This is a genomic window from Delftia sp. DT-2 (assembly GCF_028401915.1).
Lineage (GTDB): Bacteria > Pseudomonadota > Gammaproteobacteria > Burkholderiales > Burkholderiaceae_C > Comamonas > Comamonas tsuruhatensis.
This window is the reverse complement of sequence record NZ_JAQOTI010000034.1, coordinates 1-15846: the sequence shown is the minus strand read 5'-3', so window position 1 is coordinate 15846 and position 15846 is coordinate 1. Positions and strand designations below refer to the sequence as shown.

General features: G+C 62.9%; 12 protein-coding genes and 2 pseudogenes. 11 read left to right on the top strand and 3 right to left on the bottom strand.

The features are described from left to right. Window positions 1–2255: Tn3-like element IS1071 family transposase (locus PO605_RS30305; RefSeq protein WP_272207313.1), on the bottom strand; the 2255-nt coding region annotated here is incomplete at its 3' end. 104 nt (window positions 2256–2359) lie between these two features. Here PO605_RS30305 and livH point away from each other — a divergent pair. The 10 genes from livH to PO605_RS30255 all read left to right on the top strand — a co-directional run bounded on the left by livH (window position 2360) and on the right by PO605_RS30255 (window position 13439). Further along, window positions 2360–3283, top strand: coding sequence for a high-affinity branched-chain amino acid ABC transporter permease LivH (gene livH, locus PO605_RS30300; protein ID WP_203400986.1), 924 nt, complete (start codon window positions 2360–2362; stop codon window positions 3281–3283). Then, the gene (gene livM, locus PO605_RS30295; protein WP_203400418.1) at window positions 3283–4524 is read left to right on the top strand and encodes a high-affinity branched-chain amino acid ABC transporter permease LivM; all 1242 of its coding nucleotides are present in this window, start codon (window positions 3283–3285) and stop codon (window positions 4522–4524) included. Before livH ends, livM begins: the two co-directional genes overlap by 1 nt. Continuing rightward, window positions 4521–5288 (top strand): high-affinity branched-chain amino acid ABC transporter ATP-binding protein LivG, encoded by a 768-nt coding sequence (livG, locus tag PO605_RS30290; RefSeq protein WP_203400417.1) that lies wholly within the window; start codon window positions 4521–4523, stop codon window positions 5286–5288. Before livM ends, livG begins: the two co-directional genes overlap by 4 nt. Next, complete coding sequence (locus PO605_RS30285) at window positions 5288–6013, top strand: ABC transporter ATP-binding protein (protein ID WP_239009615.1); 726 nt, start codon at window positions 5288–5290, stop codon at window positions 6011–6013. The genes livG and PO605_RS30285 overlap by 1 nt, the downstream gene beginning before the upstream one ends. 396 nt (window positions 6014–6409) lie before the next feature. Beyond that, complete coding sequence (locus PO605_RS30280) at window positions 6410–7312, top strand: alpha/beta hydrolase (RefSeq protein ID WP_067399857.1); 903 nt, start codon at window positions 6410–6412, stop codon at window positions 7310–7312. A 120-nt stretch (window positions 7313–7432) separates the two neighbouring features. After that, complete coding sequence (locus PO605_RS30275; RefSeq protein WP_125953050.1) at window positions 7433–9028, top strand: flavin-containing monooxygenase; 1596 nt, start codon at window positions 7433–7435, stop codon at window positions 9026–9028. Between the two features lie 36 nt (window positions 9029–9064). Then, window positions 9065–9817: a glucose 1-dehydrogenase gene (locus PO605_RS30270; protein ID WP_067399863.1), complete on the top strand. Its 753-nt coding sequence runs from the start codon at window positions 9065–9067 to the stop codon at window positions 9815–9817. 89 nt (window positions 9818–9906) lie between these two features. Beyond that, window positions 9907–10797 carry a transporter gene (locus PO605_RS30265; RefSeq protein WP_125953051.1) on the top strand — a complete coding sequence of 297 codons (891 nt, stop codon included), beginning with the start codon at window positions 9907–9909 and terminating at the stop codon, window positions 10795–10797. Between the two features lie 136 nt (window positions 10798–10933). Beyond that, window positions 10934–11986, top strand: a complete 1053-nt coding sequence (locus tag PO605_RS30260; RefSeq protein WP_125953052.1) for an alcohol dehydrogenase — start codon at window positions 10934–10936, stop codon at window positions 11984–11986. Between the two features lie 22 nt (window positions 11987–12008). Further along, window positions 12009–13439 (top strand): NAD-dependent succinate-semialdehyde dehydrogenase, encoded by a 1431-nt coding sequence (locus PO605_RS30255; RefSeq protein ID WP_125953053.1) that lies wholly within the window; start codon window positions 12009–12011, stop codon window positions 13437–13439. Between the two features lie 126 nt (window positions 13440–13565). Here PO605_RS30255 and PO605_RS30250 read toward each other — a convergent pair whose 3' ends face one another. After that, the gene (locus PO605_RS30250; RefSeq protein WP_125953054.1) at window positions 13566–14486 is read right to left on the bottom strand and encodes a helix-turn-helix domain-containing protein; all 921 of its coding nucleotides are present in this window, start codon (window positions 14484–14486) and stop codon (window positions 13566–13568) included. Between the two features lie 189 nt (window positions 14487–14675). Between PO605_RS30250 and PO605_RS30245 the strand changes: the two are divergent. Beyond that, window positions 14676–14858, top strand: a pseudogene (locus PO605_RS30245) (branched-chain amino acid ABC transporter ATP-binding protein); the annotation flags it as partial. A gap of 220 nt (window positions 14859–15078) precedes the next feature. Here the strand turns inward: PO605_RS30245 and PO605_RS30240 are convergent. Beyond that, window positions 15079–15726: pseudogene (locus PO605_RS30240) on the bottom strand (6-phosphofructokinase); the annotation flags it as partial. Between the last annotated feature and the right edge of the window lie 120 nt (window positions 15727–15846).

Below are 15846 nucleotides of genomic sequence, written 5' to 3'. Positions count from 1 at the left end.
AGATCAAAACCAAGCAAACGGGCATGTGACATGGCAAAGTCGGTGTAGCCATGGGTATCCACAGCAAGCTGGCTGGTCTCCAGCTTTTCTTGGCGGATGACACCTTCAATGGCCACGCCCGCCTGGCGCTCATTGAGCACAAAGGGCTGCGCATGGAAGATGCCCCACCGGTCTTTTACATGGGAGTAGATTCCAATGGAAGGTGTGTTGCGCCGAGGATCAAGCCGGGCTTGCCACACCCGTTTGGTGGTCTCCATGCTCATCATGTCAGAAGATGCCAAATCGGACCGCCCCCAGGTGGCGGCAATCGGGTGTCGCTGCATGAATTCCAGCACAGCCTGGCAGGCCTGGCTCAGACGCCGTTCGTCCCGCGCCCAGCGCATGGCCTGGCGAATGCTGGTGGCAGACAATTGCGGAATCATGCGCGCGCATTCGACCGCAGTCAGACTGGTGCCGTGGGCCATGATGCCGGCATAGACCATCAGCAGCTCGTCGGTAGAGCGCGGCTCACGTCCGAGCATGATCCAGCTAAAGCGCACCTGGGCGTCAACGGCCAGAATCACTTCCGGCAATTGAACCTCACCGATGCGGTGATCCAAAGCCGCGCGCAGCTTGGTCACTTCTGGGTCTTCGTCCTCTGCGGGCAATGGCGACAAATGGAGTTCATCATCCACGCGCAGTACGCCACTGCGGGCTGCAGCGGCCACCGCATCGACACCGGCAGTTACTCTGGCCAGCAAAGGCTTCAAGAAAGTGGCAGCCTTGCTGGGTAACGATAGACGGGCATAGTGTTTCTTGGACTCTGCCTGCCAACGCTCGTCCGTGAAGAACAAGCGCGCACGACCCCGAAAGCTCAGGCTGTGCTCAATCCAGACCGAGCCATTGCGCACCGCGCGGCGCAGGGCAAACAGGGTGGCCACCTCCAACGCCTGAAACGCCCGTTCCCGGTCTGGGCTGGAGATCGAAACCTGCCAGATCATTCCCAGACTTGGTGCCACCACTTCAACTGGCAGCTTTCTGGATCCTTTGAGATATAAAGCTTGCAGCTTGGCAAGGTACTCGATGGCAGGATGCTCGCCGGTGGCCTGCCAGGGCAGCTTTGCAATGGCGACGAGCAACGACCGCACGGGGCGAATTCCATCAATCAATCCCTCGCGGACCAGGGAGGCCCTGCTCGGTGGTTTGCGTTTCTGGGTTTCGGTGATCAAGGCTTCAAGACGGGCACGCAACTCAGCATCTGGCACCGCACCTTGCGCGCTCAAGGCAACAAGTTCGCCGAGCAGCGTTTTGTACATTGCGGCCCAATTGACGGTAGCGGGGACATCGGCGGCAGCCTGACGCCACAGATCGGCGATCCGGCGCTGCACCATAAGGATCAACTGGTCTGTGGTGGTGAACAGGCAATACCGAAGAAAGCATGCGACCTCCACGGTGCGCGCTGGCTCTTTGATCTTGGCTCCGGCTGAGGGCGGCCTGGAGACAAGTCGGCGCGCGTAGCGGCGCAAGATGAGATCGGGGATGTCTGCCAGGTGCTTATGAACGTCCAGCGTGTAAAGCAGGTCGATGCGCTCCAGTACCTCGCTGATTTGGCGGGTTGAGTGTTTCGCCGGTGCAGCCCATAGCCAACTCTGCTGGGTTTGTCCATCTGGGCGCAGCTCTGAAACTGAGGCTCGCCAGCGATCAAGTGTTGCTGGATCAACGCTGGCGGCGATGGCGGTGCCTGTTTCAACTTCAAGCTGGGCAAGTGCCGCCGCAATCAGTGTCCGAATTGCCCGCTCGTGCACGATCACCAGCTTGTTCTTGTACAGCCATTGACGCGCCCGCACGAGTAGCTGATCGCGGTCGGCGCAGCGCGCCACTTCGTCGCGCAGTTCACGTACCAGTGAGCGGCGCTGGTGCTCGCTCATCCACTGGAATCCAAGGACCGTGCAGGCTACTTGTTGGTGATCGAATAGCGTGCGCCCGCGTTCATACATGGCTCTCAGCGAGGCGACTTCTGGTGCTGCAATGCCAAGCTCGTTGCCAAGGTGGCGCCACAAGGCTACTGGAATTACCCGAAAGGCACCGAGCAAACGCCCACTCATGCGCAGGAAACCAATATGGAGCGCCAGACCAAGCTTGTGGGAATCACCTCGGCGTGCATTGATTGCGTCGCGCTCGGCACCATCGAAGGTGAAAAATGCCTTCATCTCGAAGTCGCTGATATCGCGGGGGAGCCCACGCATCCCCAAAAACGTTGTGTGCCAACCCTGCATCGTGAACCTCAAAAGTGGGAGGCCACCATACCCGTTTACAAAGCGAACAGGAAAGTCAATGAAATCAACGGTCTACCCAGACCACCCCCGCGCCAGTGCTAGCTTTGCGTACCGTCACTTATTGCACTGAAAACGAGGAGACCCCTCTTTCGCTGGGCGCCATCTACGCCCTGATCGCCATTGGCTACACCATGGTGTACGGCATCATCGGCATGATCAACTTTGCCCATGGCGACATTTACATGATCGGCGCCTACATCGGCCTGGTCACGCTGTCGGCCGTCGGCGTGCAAAGCGGCCTGCCGGTGTGGGCCGTCATTGCGCTGATGCTGGTGGTGGCCGTGGCCGTCACGGGCGTCTATGGCTTTGTGGTGGAGCAGGTGGCCTACAAGCCGCTGCGCAGCAGCCCCCGCCTGGTGGCGCTGATCTCGGCCATCGGTATGTCCATCTTTCTGCAAAACTGGGTGGCGCTGGGCCAGGGCGCGCGCGACATGGCTGTGCCGTCGCTGGTACCCGGCGCGCTGCGTTTTGGCGCAGAAGGGGGCTTTGAGGTGTATGTGCCCTACTCGCGCATTCTGATCATCGTGGTGGCGGTGGTGCTGATGATTGCGCTGACGCTGTACATCCAGCACTCGCGCATGGGCCGCGCGTCGCGCGCCTGCTCGCAAGACATGCACATGGCCAATTTGCTGGGCATAGACACCAACCGCGTGATCTCGTTCACCTTCATCCTGGGCGCCATGCTGGCTGCCGTGGGCGGGGTGCTGATTGCGCTGGCTGTGGGCAAACTCAACCCCTTTATCGGTTTTCTGGCGGGCATCAAGGCCTTCACGGCGGCGGTGCTGGGGGGCATTGGCTCGATCCCGGGCGCCATGCTGGGCGGGGTGATTCTGGGCGTGGCCGAGACCCTTGCCGCGGCCTATATCTCGTCAGAGTACAAAGATATCGTGGCCTTCGGCCTGCTGGTGCTGATTTTGCTGGTGCGCCCCACGGGCCTGCTGGGCAAGCCTGAAGTGGAGAAGGTCTGATGCACGCCGCCGGTTTTTCTTCCCATCTCAAAAACGCGCTGATCGCCACCGCGCTGGCGGCCATCGTGGTGCTGCCCATCTTCACGCTGCACCTGGAGCGCGCAGGCACGCGCACCATCATCGTCCCTGAATGGAGCACGCTGCTGTGGGGCTGCCTGGCCGTGTTTGTGGTGCAGCTGCTGCGCCCGCTGCTGGCGCCCAGGTTGCCGCGCTTTGCCCTGCCCCGCTTGCCGCAGGCCGCGCCAGGCCAGCGCAAGGTGCTGATCTTTGTGGCGCTGATGCTGGCTGCATCGTGGCCGTTCTTTGCCGGGCGCAACGCGGTGGACATTGCCACGCTGGCCATGATCTACGTGATGCTGGGCCTGGGTCTGAACATCGTCGTGGGCTTTGCCGGCCTGCTGGACCTGGGCTTTGTGGGCTTTTATGCCGTGGGCGCCTACACCTACGCGCTGCTGTTCCACTGGGCGGGCTGGAGCTTCTGGGAAGCCCTGCCCCTGGCCGGCGCGGCGGCGGCGCTGTTCGGTTTTGTGCTGGGCTTTCCGGTGCTGCGGCTGCGCGGCGACTACCTGGCCATCGTCACGCTGGGCTTTGGCGAAATCATCCGGCTGCTGCTGGTCAACCTGACCGACTGGACGGGCGGGCCGGACGGCATCTCCAGCATTCCCAAGCCCACGGTGCTGGGCCTGGAGATGACGCGCAATCCGTCGGCAGAGGGCGGCACCACCTTCCACCAGTTCTTCGGGCTGGAGTTCAACTCGCTGCACATGGTGATCGCGCTGTACCTGATGGCGCTGCTGCTGGCGGTGATTACGCTGTTCATCAGCAACCGGCTGATCCGCATGCCGATTGGCCGCGCCTGGGAGGCGCTGCGCGAGGACGAAATCGCCTGTCGCTCGCTGGGCCTGAACCCGATGCGCATCAAGCTGTCGGCCTTCACGCTGGGCGCCATGTTTGCGGGCTTTGGCGGCGCGTTTTTTGCGGCGCGCCAGGGCATCGTGAACCCCGAGTCGTTCACCTTCATCGAGTCCGCACTCATTTTGGCCATCGTGGTGCTGGGCGGCATGGGCTCGCAGCTGGGCGTGATCATCGCGGCCATTTTGCTCACCGTGCTGCCCGAAGTGGCGCGCGAATTTTCTGAATACCGCATGCTGATCTTTGGCCTGGTCATGATTTTGATGATGATCTGGCGCCCGCAGGGCCTGCTGCCCATGAAGCGCCACCATGTGGAGGTGCCCGCATGAGCGCGCCCCTGCTTGAAGTCAAAGACCTGTGCATGCGCTTTGGCGGCCTGCTGGCGGTGGACCACGTGGGCTTTGATGTGCGGCCGCAAGAGGTGTTTGCCATCATCGGCCCCAACGGCGCGGGCAAGACCACGGTGTTCAACTGCATCAGCGGCTTTTACCGGCCCAGCAGCGGGCAGATTGCACTGCAAGGCCAGGCCATCGCGGGCTACACCAGCCACCAGGTGGCGCGCCACGGCGTGGTGCGCACCTTTCAAAACGTGCGCCTGTTCAAGGGCATGACGGTACTGGAAAACCTGCTGGTGGCCCAGCACCACCAGTCGCGCGCGCCGCTGCTGGCGGGCCTGTTCAACACCGCCAGCTACCGCCGCAGTGAAGCCGAAAAAATCGAGCGCGCCCTGCAGTGGCTGGACGTGATGGACCTGCGCGACTTTGTCAACCGCGAGGCCGGCAACCTGGCCTACGGCCACCAGCGCCGCCTGGAGATTGCGCGCTGCATGATCACCCAGCCGCGCCTGCTGATGCTGGACGAGCCCGCAGCCGGCCTGAATCCGCAGGAGAAAAAAGACCTGCAGCAACTCATCGACCAGCTGCGCCGCGACTACCGCGTAACCGTGCTGCTGATCGAGCACGACATGGGCCTGGTGATGGGCGTATCCGAGCGCATCCTGGTCATGGAGCACGGCAAGCCCATCGCCATGGGCGCGCCAGACGCCATTCGCAACGACGAACGGGTCATCAAGGCCTATCTGGGAGAAGCGTGATGGCCCAGACACCCATCCGACCCATGCTGCAAGTCGAAAACCTGTCCACCCACTACGGCGCCATCTGCGCCGTGGACGGCGTGAGCCTGCATGTCAACCACGGCGAGATCGTCTCGCTGATCGGCTCCAACGGCGCGGGCAAGACCTCGCTGCTCATGACCCTCTGCGGCACGCCGCGCGCCAGCGGCGGCACCGTGCGCTTCGAGGGCGAGGACATCACCCAGCTGCCCACGCACCAGATCATGCGCAAGGGCATCGCCGTCTCGCCCGAGGGGCGGCGCATCTTCTCCAACCTGACGGTGGCCGAGAACCTGAAAATGGGCGGCTTTTTCCAGGACGGCGCCGCCATCGACGCGGGCATGGAGCATGTCTTCAAACTGTTCCCGCGCCTCCAGGATCGCGCCAGCCAGCGCGCCGGCACCATGTCGGGCGGCGAGCAGCAGATGCTGGCCATCGGCCGCGCGCTGATGAGCCGCCCGCGCCTGCTGCTGCTGGACGAGCCCACGCTGGGCCTGGCGCCTTTGATCATTGCGCAGATCTTCGAGATCATCCAGGCCATCCGCGCCGAGGGCGTCACCGTGTTTTTGGTGGAACAAAACGCCAACCGCGCCCTGCAAATTGCCGACCGCGGCTACGTGCTGGAAAACGGCCGCGTAGTGCTGCAAGACACCGGCGCCGCGCTGCTCACCAATGCAGACGTGCGCAAGGCGTATCTGGGGGCTTGATGCGCTGTGTGGGCGCACTGGCACGACAAAAGCGGCCTTTGGCCGCTTTTGATTTGATAGCTACCAGCGCTTGATAAATAAAGGCTAGTGCCTGAATTCATCTTGATGGCGACGCGTCATCGATCCAATCGGGCACAGGCTCTCTGCCAGGGCGTGAAGGGGCATACCGACGCGACCAATCGCCCGCGCCCCTTTGGGTTTGAGAGCTGCAAATCCCATTACGTCAGCGCACATCAGGGCAAAAACCCACTCATCCCCGACGCTCCACCCCGGGGGAAACCCGTGGTTCTCCCCCCCTTGCTCATTTTCTACAACGCGCTGCGCAAGACCTTCAATACGCATGCGCACTGCCTCCGAATAATCCGGCGTTGCTCACCACAACCAAAGGAGACAAGCATGGGTACTTCACCCCAGTCTGATTTTTTGCGCGCGCTGTACCAGTCCTGGTCAGACCGCATGGCCGCCAACCCCGCGATGACCCTCGCCGACCTGCGCAGCCTGTTCGACGAGTGGCATCAACCCACGCTCGAGCCTGAAGGCGTGACCTACAAGTCGGACGTGCTCGCCGGCGTGGAAGCCATCTGGGCCCTGCCCCATGGCGCAGACACCAAGAAGGTCATCCTGTACACGCACGGCGGCGGCTTTGCCGTGGGCTCGGCCGCCAGCCATCGCAAGCTGGCCGGTCACCTGGCCAAGCATCTGGGCGCGACCGCGGTGGTGATCGACTACCGCCGGGCGCCCGAGCATCCGTATCCGGCCCAGATCGAGGATTCGACGGCTGTCTACAAAGAACTGCTGGCGCGTGGCTTCAAAGCAGCCGACATCGTCACCAGCGGCGACTCGGCGGGCGGCAACCTGGCCATCTCCACGGTGCTGAAGCTGCGCCAGGACGGCGTGGCGCTGCCGGGCGCGGTGATTGCCTTTTCGCCCTGGCTCGACATGGAGCATGTCGGCAAGACGCTGCAGACCAACGCGGCCACCGACGCCCTGGTCAGCAAGGCCGTTCTGGAGGGCATGTCGGGCATGTTCCTGGGCGAGAAGGGCTCACGCACCGACCCGCTGGCCAATCCGCTGAAGGCCGACTACACGGGCTTTCCGCGCCTGTACATCAACGCCGGCAGTGCCGAAACCCTGCTGGACAACGCGCAAGACCTGGAGCGCATCGCCAAGGCGGCGGGCGTGAACGTCACGCTATCGGTGGTGGACGGCATGCAGCACGTCTTCCCGTTCCTGGCGGGTCGCGCCCCCGAGGCCGACGACGAGCTGCGGCGCATTGCCCAGTGGTTCAAGGGCGCCTGAGCTCCAGTTAGCCAAGACCCCGAGGCCGAGGAGCCTTGGGGAAATTTTCCTCATTGCAACAACGCAGGCCACTACGTCGCCGCCAGGCGCAGCTGTGGCCGCAACTTAGAGAGACTCACCATGAAAAACACCAAACATCTGGACGCAATCGTCATCGGCGCCGGCTTTGGCGGCATGTACATGCTGAAAAAGCTGCGCGACGAGCAGGGCCTGAAAGTGCGCGTCTTCGACAAGGCCGGCGGCGTGGGCGGCACCTGGTACTGGAACCGCTACCCCGGCGCGCTGTCGGACACCGAGACCTTTGTTTACTGCTATTCGTGGGATAAAGAGCTGCTGCAGGAGATGCACATCACCACGCGCTATGTGACGCAGCCGCAAATCCTGTCGTATCTGGAGCATGTGGCCGACCGCTACAACCTGCGCCCCGACATTCAGCTGAACACCGGCGTCACGGCCGCGCACTTCAACGAAACCACCAACCTGTGGGAAGTGAAAACCGACACCGGCGAGGCCTACACCGCCAAGTTTTTGGTGACCGCGCTGGGCCTGCTGTCGGCCACCAACGTCCCCAAGATCAAGGGCCTGGACACCTTCCAGGGCGAGTGGCTGCACACCGGCAACTGGCCCGAAGGCGTGCAATACGACGGCAAGCGCGTGGGCGTGATTGGCACGGGCTCCACCGGCACCCAGGTCATCACCGCGATTGCGCCCAAGGTGGGCCATCTGACGGTGTTCCAACGCTCGCCCCAGTACAGCGTGCCCGTGGGCAACGGCCCGGTCACGCCCGAATACGTGGCAGAGGTGAAGAAGAACTACGACGAGATCTGGGAGCAGGTGAAGGGCTCGGTGGTGGCCTTTGGCTTCAAGGAAAGCACCGTCTCGGCCATGAGCGTGTCGGAAGAAGAGCGCCAGGCCGTGTTCCAGAAAGCCTGGGACAACGGCGGCGGTTTCCGCTTCATGTTCGAAACCTTCTGCGACATCGCCACCGATGAGCGCGCCAACAAGGCGGCGCAAGACTTCATCCGCGGCAAGATTGCCGAAATCGTCAAGGACCCCGAGACGGCGCGCAAGCTCATGCCGCAAGACCTGTACGCCAAGCGCCCTTTGTGCGACAGCGGCTACTACGCCACCTACAACCGGCCCAATGTCGATCTGGTCGATGTCAAGGCCAACCCGATTGTCGAAATCACCCCCAAGGGCGTGAAAACCACCGATGGCGTGGAGCACGAACTGGACATGCTGATTTTTGCCACCGGCTTTGATGCGGTGGATGGCAACTACACCAAGATCGACATCCGTGGCCGCAATGGCCTGACGATTCAAGAGCAATGGAAATCGGGCCCCAGCAGCTACATGGGCGTGGCCAATGCCAACTTCCCCAACATGTTCATGGTGCTGGGCCCCAACGGCCCGTTCACCAACCTGCCGCCGTCGATTGAGAGCCAGGTCGAGTGGATTGCCGCGCTGATCAAGGATGTGAACGCCAAGGATCTGAAAACCGTGGAAGCCACCACCGAGGCCGAAGCCGGTTGGACCAAAACCTGCCACGACATCGCCCACATGACGCTGTTCCCCAAGGCCGACTCCTGGATTTTTGGCGCCAACATCCCGGGCAAAACCAACACCGTGTATTTCTACATGGCCGGCCTCGGCGCTTACCGGCAAGAGCTGTCTGCAGTGCAAAACAAGGGCTACGAGGGTTTCGTATTCCAGTAAATGCGCATTTTTTAAAAAACCAACCAAGGAGACAACATGAAACGCGTAGAAAACAAAGTGATTTTGGTGACCGGCGGTGCCATGGGCATGGGCCGCTCGCACAGCGAGCTGCTGGCAGCGCAAGGCGCCTGGGTGTTCGTGGCCGACGTGAACGCAGCCGAAGGGCAAGCCACCGTGGACAGCATCCGCAAAAACGGTGGCAAGGCCGACTTTTTGCAGCTGGATGTGACACAAGAAGCCCAATGGAACGCCGCGCTGGCGCAAATCACAGAGCGTGCAGGCCGTCTGGATGTGCTGGTGAACAACGCCGGCATTCTGATCCTCAAGCCCATGCAAGACACGACCAACGACGAGTGGGATCGCGTCTTCGATGTGAACGTGCGCGGCCTGTTCATCGGCACCCGTGCGGCGGTGCCGCTGATGCAAAAGGCCGGCGGCGGCACCATCGTCAACGTGTCGTCGATTTACGGCCTGGTCGGTGCCCCCGGTGCCAGCGCCTATGAAGCCTCCAAGGGCGCGGTCCGCCTGTTCACCAAGTCTTGCGCCGTGGATCTGGCACCGTTCAATATCCGCGTCAACTCGGTGCACCCCGGCGTGATTGAGACCCAGATGACCAAGGCCATGCTGGACGACCCGGTCATCCGCCCGGCACTGCTCGGCCCCACGCTGCTCAAGCGCCCCGCGCAACCGATCGAGGTGTCACAGGCCGTGCTGTTCCTGGCCTCGGACGAATCATCGTTCGTGCATGGCGCAGAACTGGTCGTTGACGGCGGCTACACGGCCAATTGATCGTCAACCGCAACGCGCCGGACTCAAGCCGCGAGCGGGTAGTCCGGGGCGTCGCTGCAAGCACAAGACCCCCATCAGGAGACAAACCAATGAAGCAATTTTTCAAGCGACTGGCACCCCTGGCCACCGCACTGGCTGCCCTCGCGCAGGCCGGCACGGCCAGCGCCATCGAACTTGACGCCGGTGACTACACACCGCTGCCGGCCGGCACCACCGCGCTGGTGGTCTATGGCCAGCACACCACGCGCGACAAGCTGTACAGCCAGGGCAACCGACAGCCGATCAACCCACAGCTCGACTCCACCGTGGGCATCTTGCGCGCTGTGCGCTTCATGGAAGTGGGCGGTCTCATCATCGATCCGCAGTTTCTGCTGCCCTTTGGCCGCCTCAGCGCCAAGGACGACATCGCGGGCCTGGGCTCGAAGAGCAGCGTGGGCGACCTGATCCTCGCGTCTGCCATCTGGTTCACCAAACCCGGCGACAAGAACCACTTTGCCATCACGCCCTACCTGTACCTGCCGACCGGCTCGTACGACCGCAACCAGTCGTTGGGCCTGGGCGAAAACCGCTACAAGTTTGCGCTGCAGGCCGGCGGCATCGTGCAGCTGGCGCCCGGCATCCACTGGGACTACGCCGGTGACGTCACGCTGTTTGGCAAGAACGACGACTACAACGACGGCGCGGGCGGCCGTACAACCATGAAGCAAAAGCCGCTATACCAGCTGCAGACCCATCTGCGCTACCAGCTCAGTCCCACGGTAGATCTGCGCGCAGCCCTGTTCCACACCTTCGGCGGCGAGACCAAGGTGGGCGGCGTAGAGCAGAACAACCGCCAGTCCACCACCAAGTTCAACGTGGGCACGGCCTGGTTCGCCCAGCCCGACCTGCAGTTGATCGCGACCTATGGCCGCGACATCCATGTGCGCGAAGGCTTCAAGGCCAACAACCAGATCAATCTGCGCCTGCTGAAGCTCTATTGATCACGCAGGCGGCCGTAGGTGCCCGGCGGCCGCCTGAAACTGGATCGCGCAGTTATGGCAGGCTGTCATCAGGCAATGGCCGTTTCGATTCGAGCCTGACATTTTTGAAATCCAAATACTCAAGGAAAGACACACCATGCGCTGTTATTGCGTGATGCACCATTCAAAGCCGCTTGAACTTGTCGAGCGGGAGACACCGCAGCCCGAGGGAACCGAAGTGCTCGTGCGGGTGAAGGCTGCGGGCCTTTGCCACACGGATCTGCACATCTGGGAAGGCTTTTACGACCTGGGCGGCGGCAAGCGCATGAACCTGGCAGACCGTGGCATCAAGCCACCCATCATCCTCAGCCACGAAATCTGTGGCGAGGTGGTGGCGGCCGGGCCGGACGCAGGCGAAGTCCCGACCGGCTCCCGCTTCGTGATCCACCCCTGGATTGGCTGCGGTGAATGCCCCACCTGCCTGCGCGGCGATGAGAACCTTTGCCTGAAGGGCCGCGCCCTTGGCGTGGTCAAGCCCGGCGGCTTTGCGGATTACGTGATCGTTCCCCACCCACGCTACCTGGTCAACATCGACGGCCTGGACGACGCCGAGGCAGCGCCCCTGGCCTGCGCGGGCGTGACCACCTACAGCGCCATCAAGAAACTGGGCGAAGGCATCCACCGCGAACCCGTCGTGATGATTGGTGCCGGAGGCCTGGGCCTGATGGCCATCGAGGTGCTGAAGGCCCTTGGCGGCAAAGGCGCGATCGTGGTGGACATCGACCCTGCCAAGCGCGAAGCCGCGCTGGCAGCCGGCGCGCTGGCGGTGATTGACGGTAAGGCAGCCGATGCGACCAGCCAGATCATCGCGGCGACTGAAGGCGGTGCCGGCCAGATTCTGGACCTGGTGGGCTCGTCTGCAACCGTGTCGCTGGCCATGCAGAGCGCCCGGCGCGGCGGCCACATCGTCATCTGCGGGCTGATGGGCGGCGACCTGACCATCTCCCTGGCGACCATCCCGCTGCGCCCGCTGTGCATCGAGGGCAGCTACGTCGGCACCCTGGCCGAACTGCGAGAGCTGGTGGAGCTGGTCAAGCGCACCGGCATGAAGTCGATTCCGGTGTCGCGCCGCCCCATGGCCCAGGTGAACCAGGCCATCAACGACCTGCACCACGGCAAGGTGATCGGGCGCGCAGTCCTGATCCCATGAGCTTCTGAAAGAACACCCCACCATGTACCCCCAACTCAGCCTCTACATCGACGGACAAATGCTGCGCGGCGAAGGCCGCCGCGAGCAGGATGTCCTGAACCCCGCCAACAACCAGGTGATCGGCCAGTTGCCGCATGCCACCCAGGCCGACCTTGACATGGCACTGGCAGCGGCCCAGCGCGCGTTCGCGTCGTGGCGCAACAGCACGGCGATGCAGCGCGCGCAAGTGCTGAAAGCCGTCGCAGCATTGATCCGCGAACGTGCGCCGCAGATCGGCCGCAATCTCACCCTGGAGCAAGGCAAGCCCCTGGCCGAAGGCGTGGGCGAAGTGGCGGTCTGCGCCGAGCACGCCGAGTGGCATGCGGAGGAATGCCGGCGCATCTACGGTCGCCTTATTCCACCGCGCGATGCCAGCGTCCAGCAGACCGTGCTGCGTGAACCCATTGGCGTGTGCGTGGCGTTCTCACCCTGGAACTTCCCCTTCAGCCAGGCCTTTCGCAAGGTGGTCGCGGCCATTGGCGCCGGGTGTACGGTTATCCTCAAGGGCTCCAGCGACACACCGGCCTCGGTGCAGGCGATCGCCCAACTGTTTCACGACGCCGGCTTGCCCCCGGGCGTGCTGAACGTGGTGTCCGGTGACTCCGGGATGATCTCGGACTACCTGATTCGCTCGCCCATCGTGCGCAAGATTTCCTTCACCGGCTCCACGCCCGTCGGTCAGCAGTTGGCGGCGCTCGCCGGGCAGATGATGAAGCGCACCACCATGGAGTTGGGCGGCCACGCGCCCGTCATCGTGTGTGACGATGCGGACATCGACCGGGCAGCAGACGTGCTGTCTGGCTTCAAATTCCGCAACGCGGGCCAGGTGTGCATCTCCCCCACGCGCTTTTATGTGCAGGACGGTGTGTACGATCGTTTCGTCGAACGATTCGCGCAGCGGGCGCAGGCCCTGGCGGTCGGTGACGGGCTGGTTGAAACCAACCGCATGGGGCCGCTGGCGCAACCGCGCCGCGTTGCCGCCATGGAGGACTTCGTGGAAGACGCCCGCCAGCGCGGCGCCAAGATCGTGGCGGGCGGCCATCGGCTGCAAGGCGACGGCAACTTCTTCGCCCCCACGGTGCTGGCTGACTTGCCCGACGACTCGCGCTTCATGACCGAGGAGCCCTTCGGCCCGATGGCCGGCATGGTGCGATTCAAGACGGTGGAAGAAGTGCTCGCGCGCGCCAACAGCCTGCCCTTCGGCCTGGCGTCGTATGCCTTCACCACATCGCTGAAAAACGCGCACCAGATCTCGCGCGGGCTGGAAGCGGGCATGGTGTCCATCAACCACATCGGGTTGGCGCTGGCCGAGACACCGTTCGGCGGCATCAAGGAAAGCGGCTATGGCAGCGAGGGCGGCAGCGAAACCTTCGACGGCTATCTGACCACCAAGTTTGTGTCGCAACTCAATTGAGGCGCAAAGGCTGCCAATCCGCAAAGATGGGCAGCCTCTAAAAAATTACCGGCCACCGCTGCCTACCCCCCATCGTGGGCGCAGGCAGTGACGCCGACCAGCGGCATCGCCTGACCGATTCGCCAGTCAGGACAGGCTGTCGGTCTCGCGTGGTGCTGCCACGATCACAGCGCTTCGGAATTCCATAGGTGTCTGCTGGAACGCCCGCTTGAAGTGCCGCACCAGATGGCTCTGGTCAGAGAATCCACAGTCCATGGCAATGCACTTCAGCGGCGTCGCCACAGGACGACTGAGCAGTCGCCGGGCGCGCTCTAGGCGCTGGCGCAAAACATAGGCGTGTGGCGCACAGCCAAACTCCGCATGAAACTTGCGGATCAGCCCGGACATACTGACGCCCGCCTCGCGTGCCATCTCATCGAGCTTGAGGTTGCGATCCAGGTTGTCCTCGACATACTGGGCCAAACGCCGCCGCTGCCAATCGGCCATGCGGCCGGCCAGCGGCACCTCGCGCACGCCGGCCTTGGCGTAACGGCGCAGCAGATGAACGCACAGCTGGTTCACCAACGCCGACCGGTACAGCCCACCGCCCAGCCCGCCGCTTTGCAGTTCGGACTCGAAAGCGGACACAAGGACGGGCAGAACATCGTCTTTGGCACGCACGCAGTCTTCCATGCCCACATCACTCACGCTTCGCTCAAAAACCTCTTCGGCGACACGGCACAGCTCGGTGTGGGCCAGATAGATGTGCGTGACTTCGATCGGACGGTCCCACTTCCACTGCGACGACTCGCCGCGGGTCAGCAGCGAGCACACGCCCTGCCCCACCCGCTCGCTGGTCCAGGCGCCACCTGCGCGCCGACTCATGACCGCATCGTCGCCCTTGTAACGCACGAGCATGTAGTCGCGCATGGAGGGTATTTCAACGTCAAGGGACGTGTACTGATAGCCCTTGAGCGTTACCTGCTCCCAACCGACTGGCACGCTGTCCAGCGTCAGCTGGCCGGGTATCCAGCGAGGAACTTCATCAGGCGCAACAAGTTGACTCACAAAGAGCATCTCCGAAACATCACGGACCCAAAACGTGGGCGGTCTATGATTTTCATCAATGCAACTGCGACCTCCATGGGGGTAAGTACTAATAGCTCATGGTATTGAGTCCGCGCGGAAAAGCACCCGCCTTGGCGCCCCGTCCTACCCATGTCGAATGGGGAGGACGGGGCAGATTCCAATCAAATGGAGATCATCCAGGCGATCCGCGCCGAGGGCGTCACCGTGTTTTTGGTGGAACAAAACGCCAACCGCGCCCTGCAAATCGCCGACCGCGGCTACGTGCTGGAAAACGGCCACGTAGTGCTGCAAGACACCGGCGCCGCGCTGCTCACCAATGCAGACGTGCGCAAGGCGTATCTGGGGGCTTGATGCGAGCACTGACGGCTTACGGTTCGTTGGAATCGTTTTGCTTCTTCTTGCCTTGGTCGTAATGCCACTTGATGGCAAAGAACATGCACGTGCCAAACACCAGCACCTTGAACGCAATAAAGACTATTGGGATCCAATCCATCTCGGTAACCTGACCCTGTTGATTGTGAGGAGCAGCCCCTCAAAACGCTGCTCGCGCAGCCTCTGACAACGCGGCACATCAATCCCCCAGGCACACCCCGATATCGCGCGCTGTGGTGATCAGCTCGTGGCCTGGCGGCACCGTGCGCTGGGTGTTGGCAACGTCGGCGATCGGCACGCTGCCGATGCGGCCGTCTTGCAGCGTGACCATGCGGCCAAATTTCCCGGCGATCACCAGTTGCGCCGCGTGGTGGCCAAAGCGCGTGGCCAGCACGCGGTCGAAAGGGGTGGGGTCGCCGCCGCGCTGCACATGGCCCAGCACGGTGGTGCGCACTTCGCTTTTCAGGTGCGGCTGCAGTTGCTGGCGCAGCACATGGCCCACGCCGCCCAGGCGCACCGGGTCGGGGCTATGCGCCACGCGTTCGCGTTCGGTGAGGCTGCCGCCGCGCTGCTTGGCGCCCTCGCCGATGCAGATGATGGTGTAGCGCTGGCGCTTTTCGCGCTCCTGGCAGCGTGCCGCCACGGCTTGCAGGTCGTAGTCGATCTCGGGCAGCAGGATCACGTCGGCCGCGCCGGCAATGCCGGCCTCCAGGGCCAGCCAGCCCGCGTGGCGGCCCATGGTCTCGACGATCATCACCCGGTGGTGGCTGTTGCCAGTGCTTTCCACCCGGTGTAGCGCATCGGCGACCGTGGCCACCGCCGTGTCAAAACCAAAGCTGCGCTCGCACAGGGGTCTCCTCGTTTTCAGTGCAATAAGTGACGGTACGAAAAGCTAGCACTGGCGCGGAGGTGGTGTTGGTAGATCGTTGATTTCATTGACTTTCCTGTTCACTTTCAAATCTGCGAT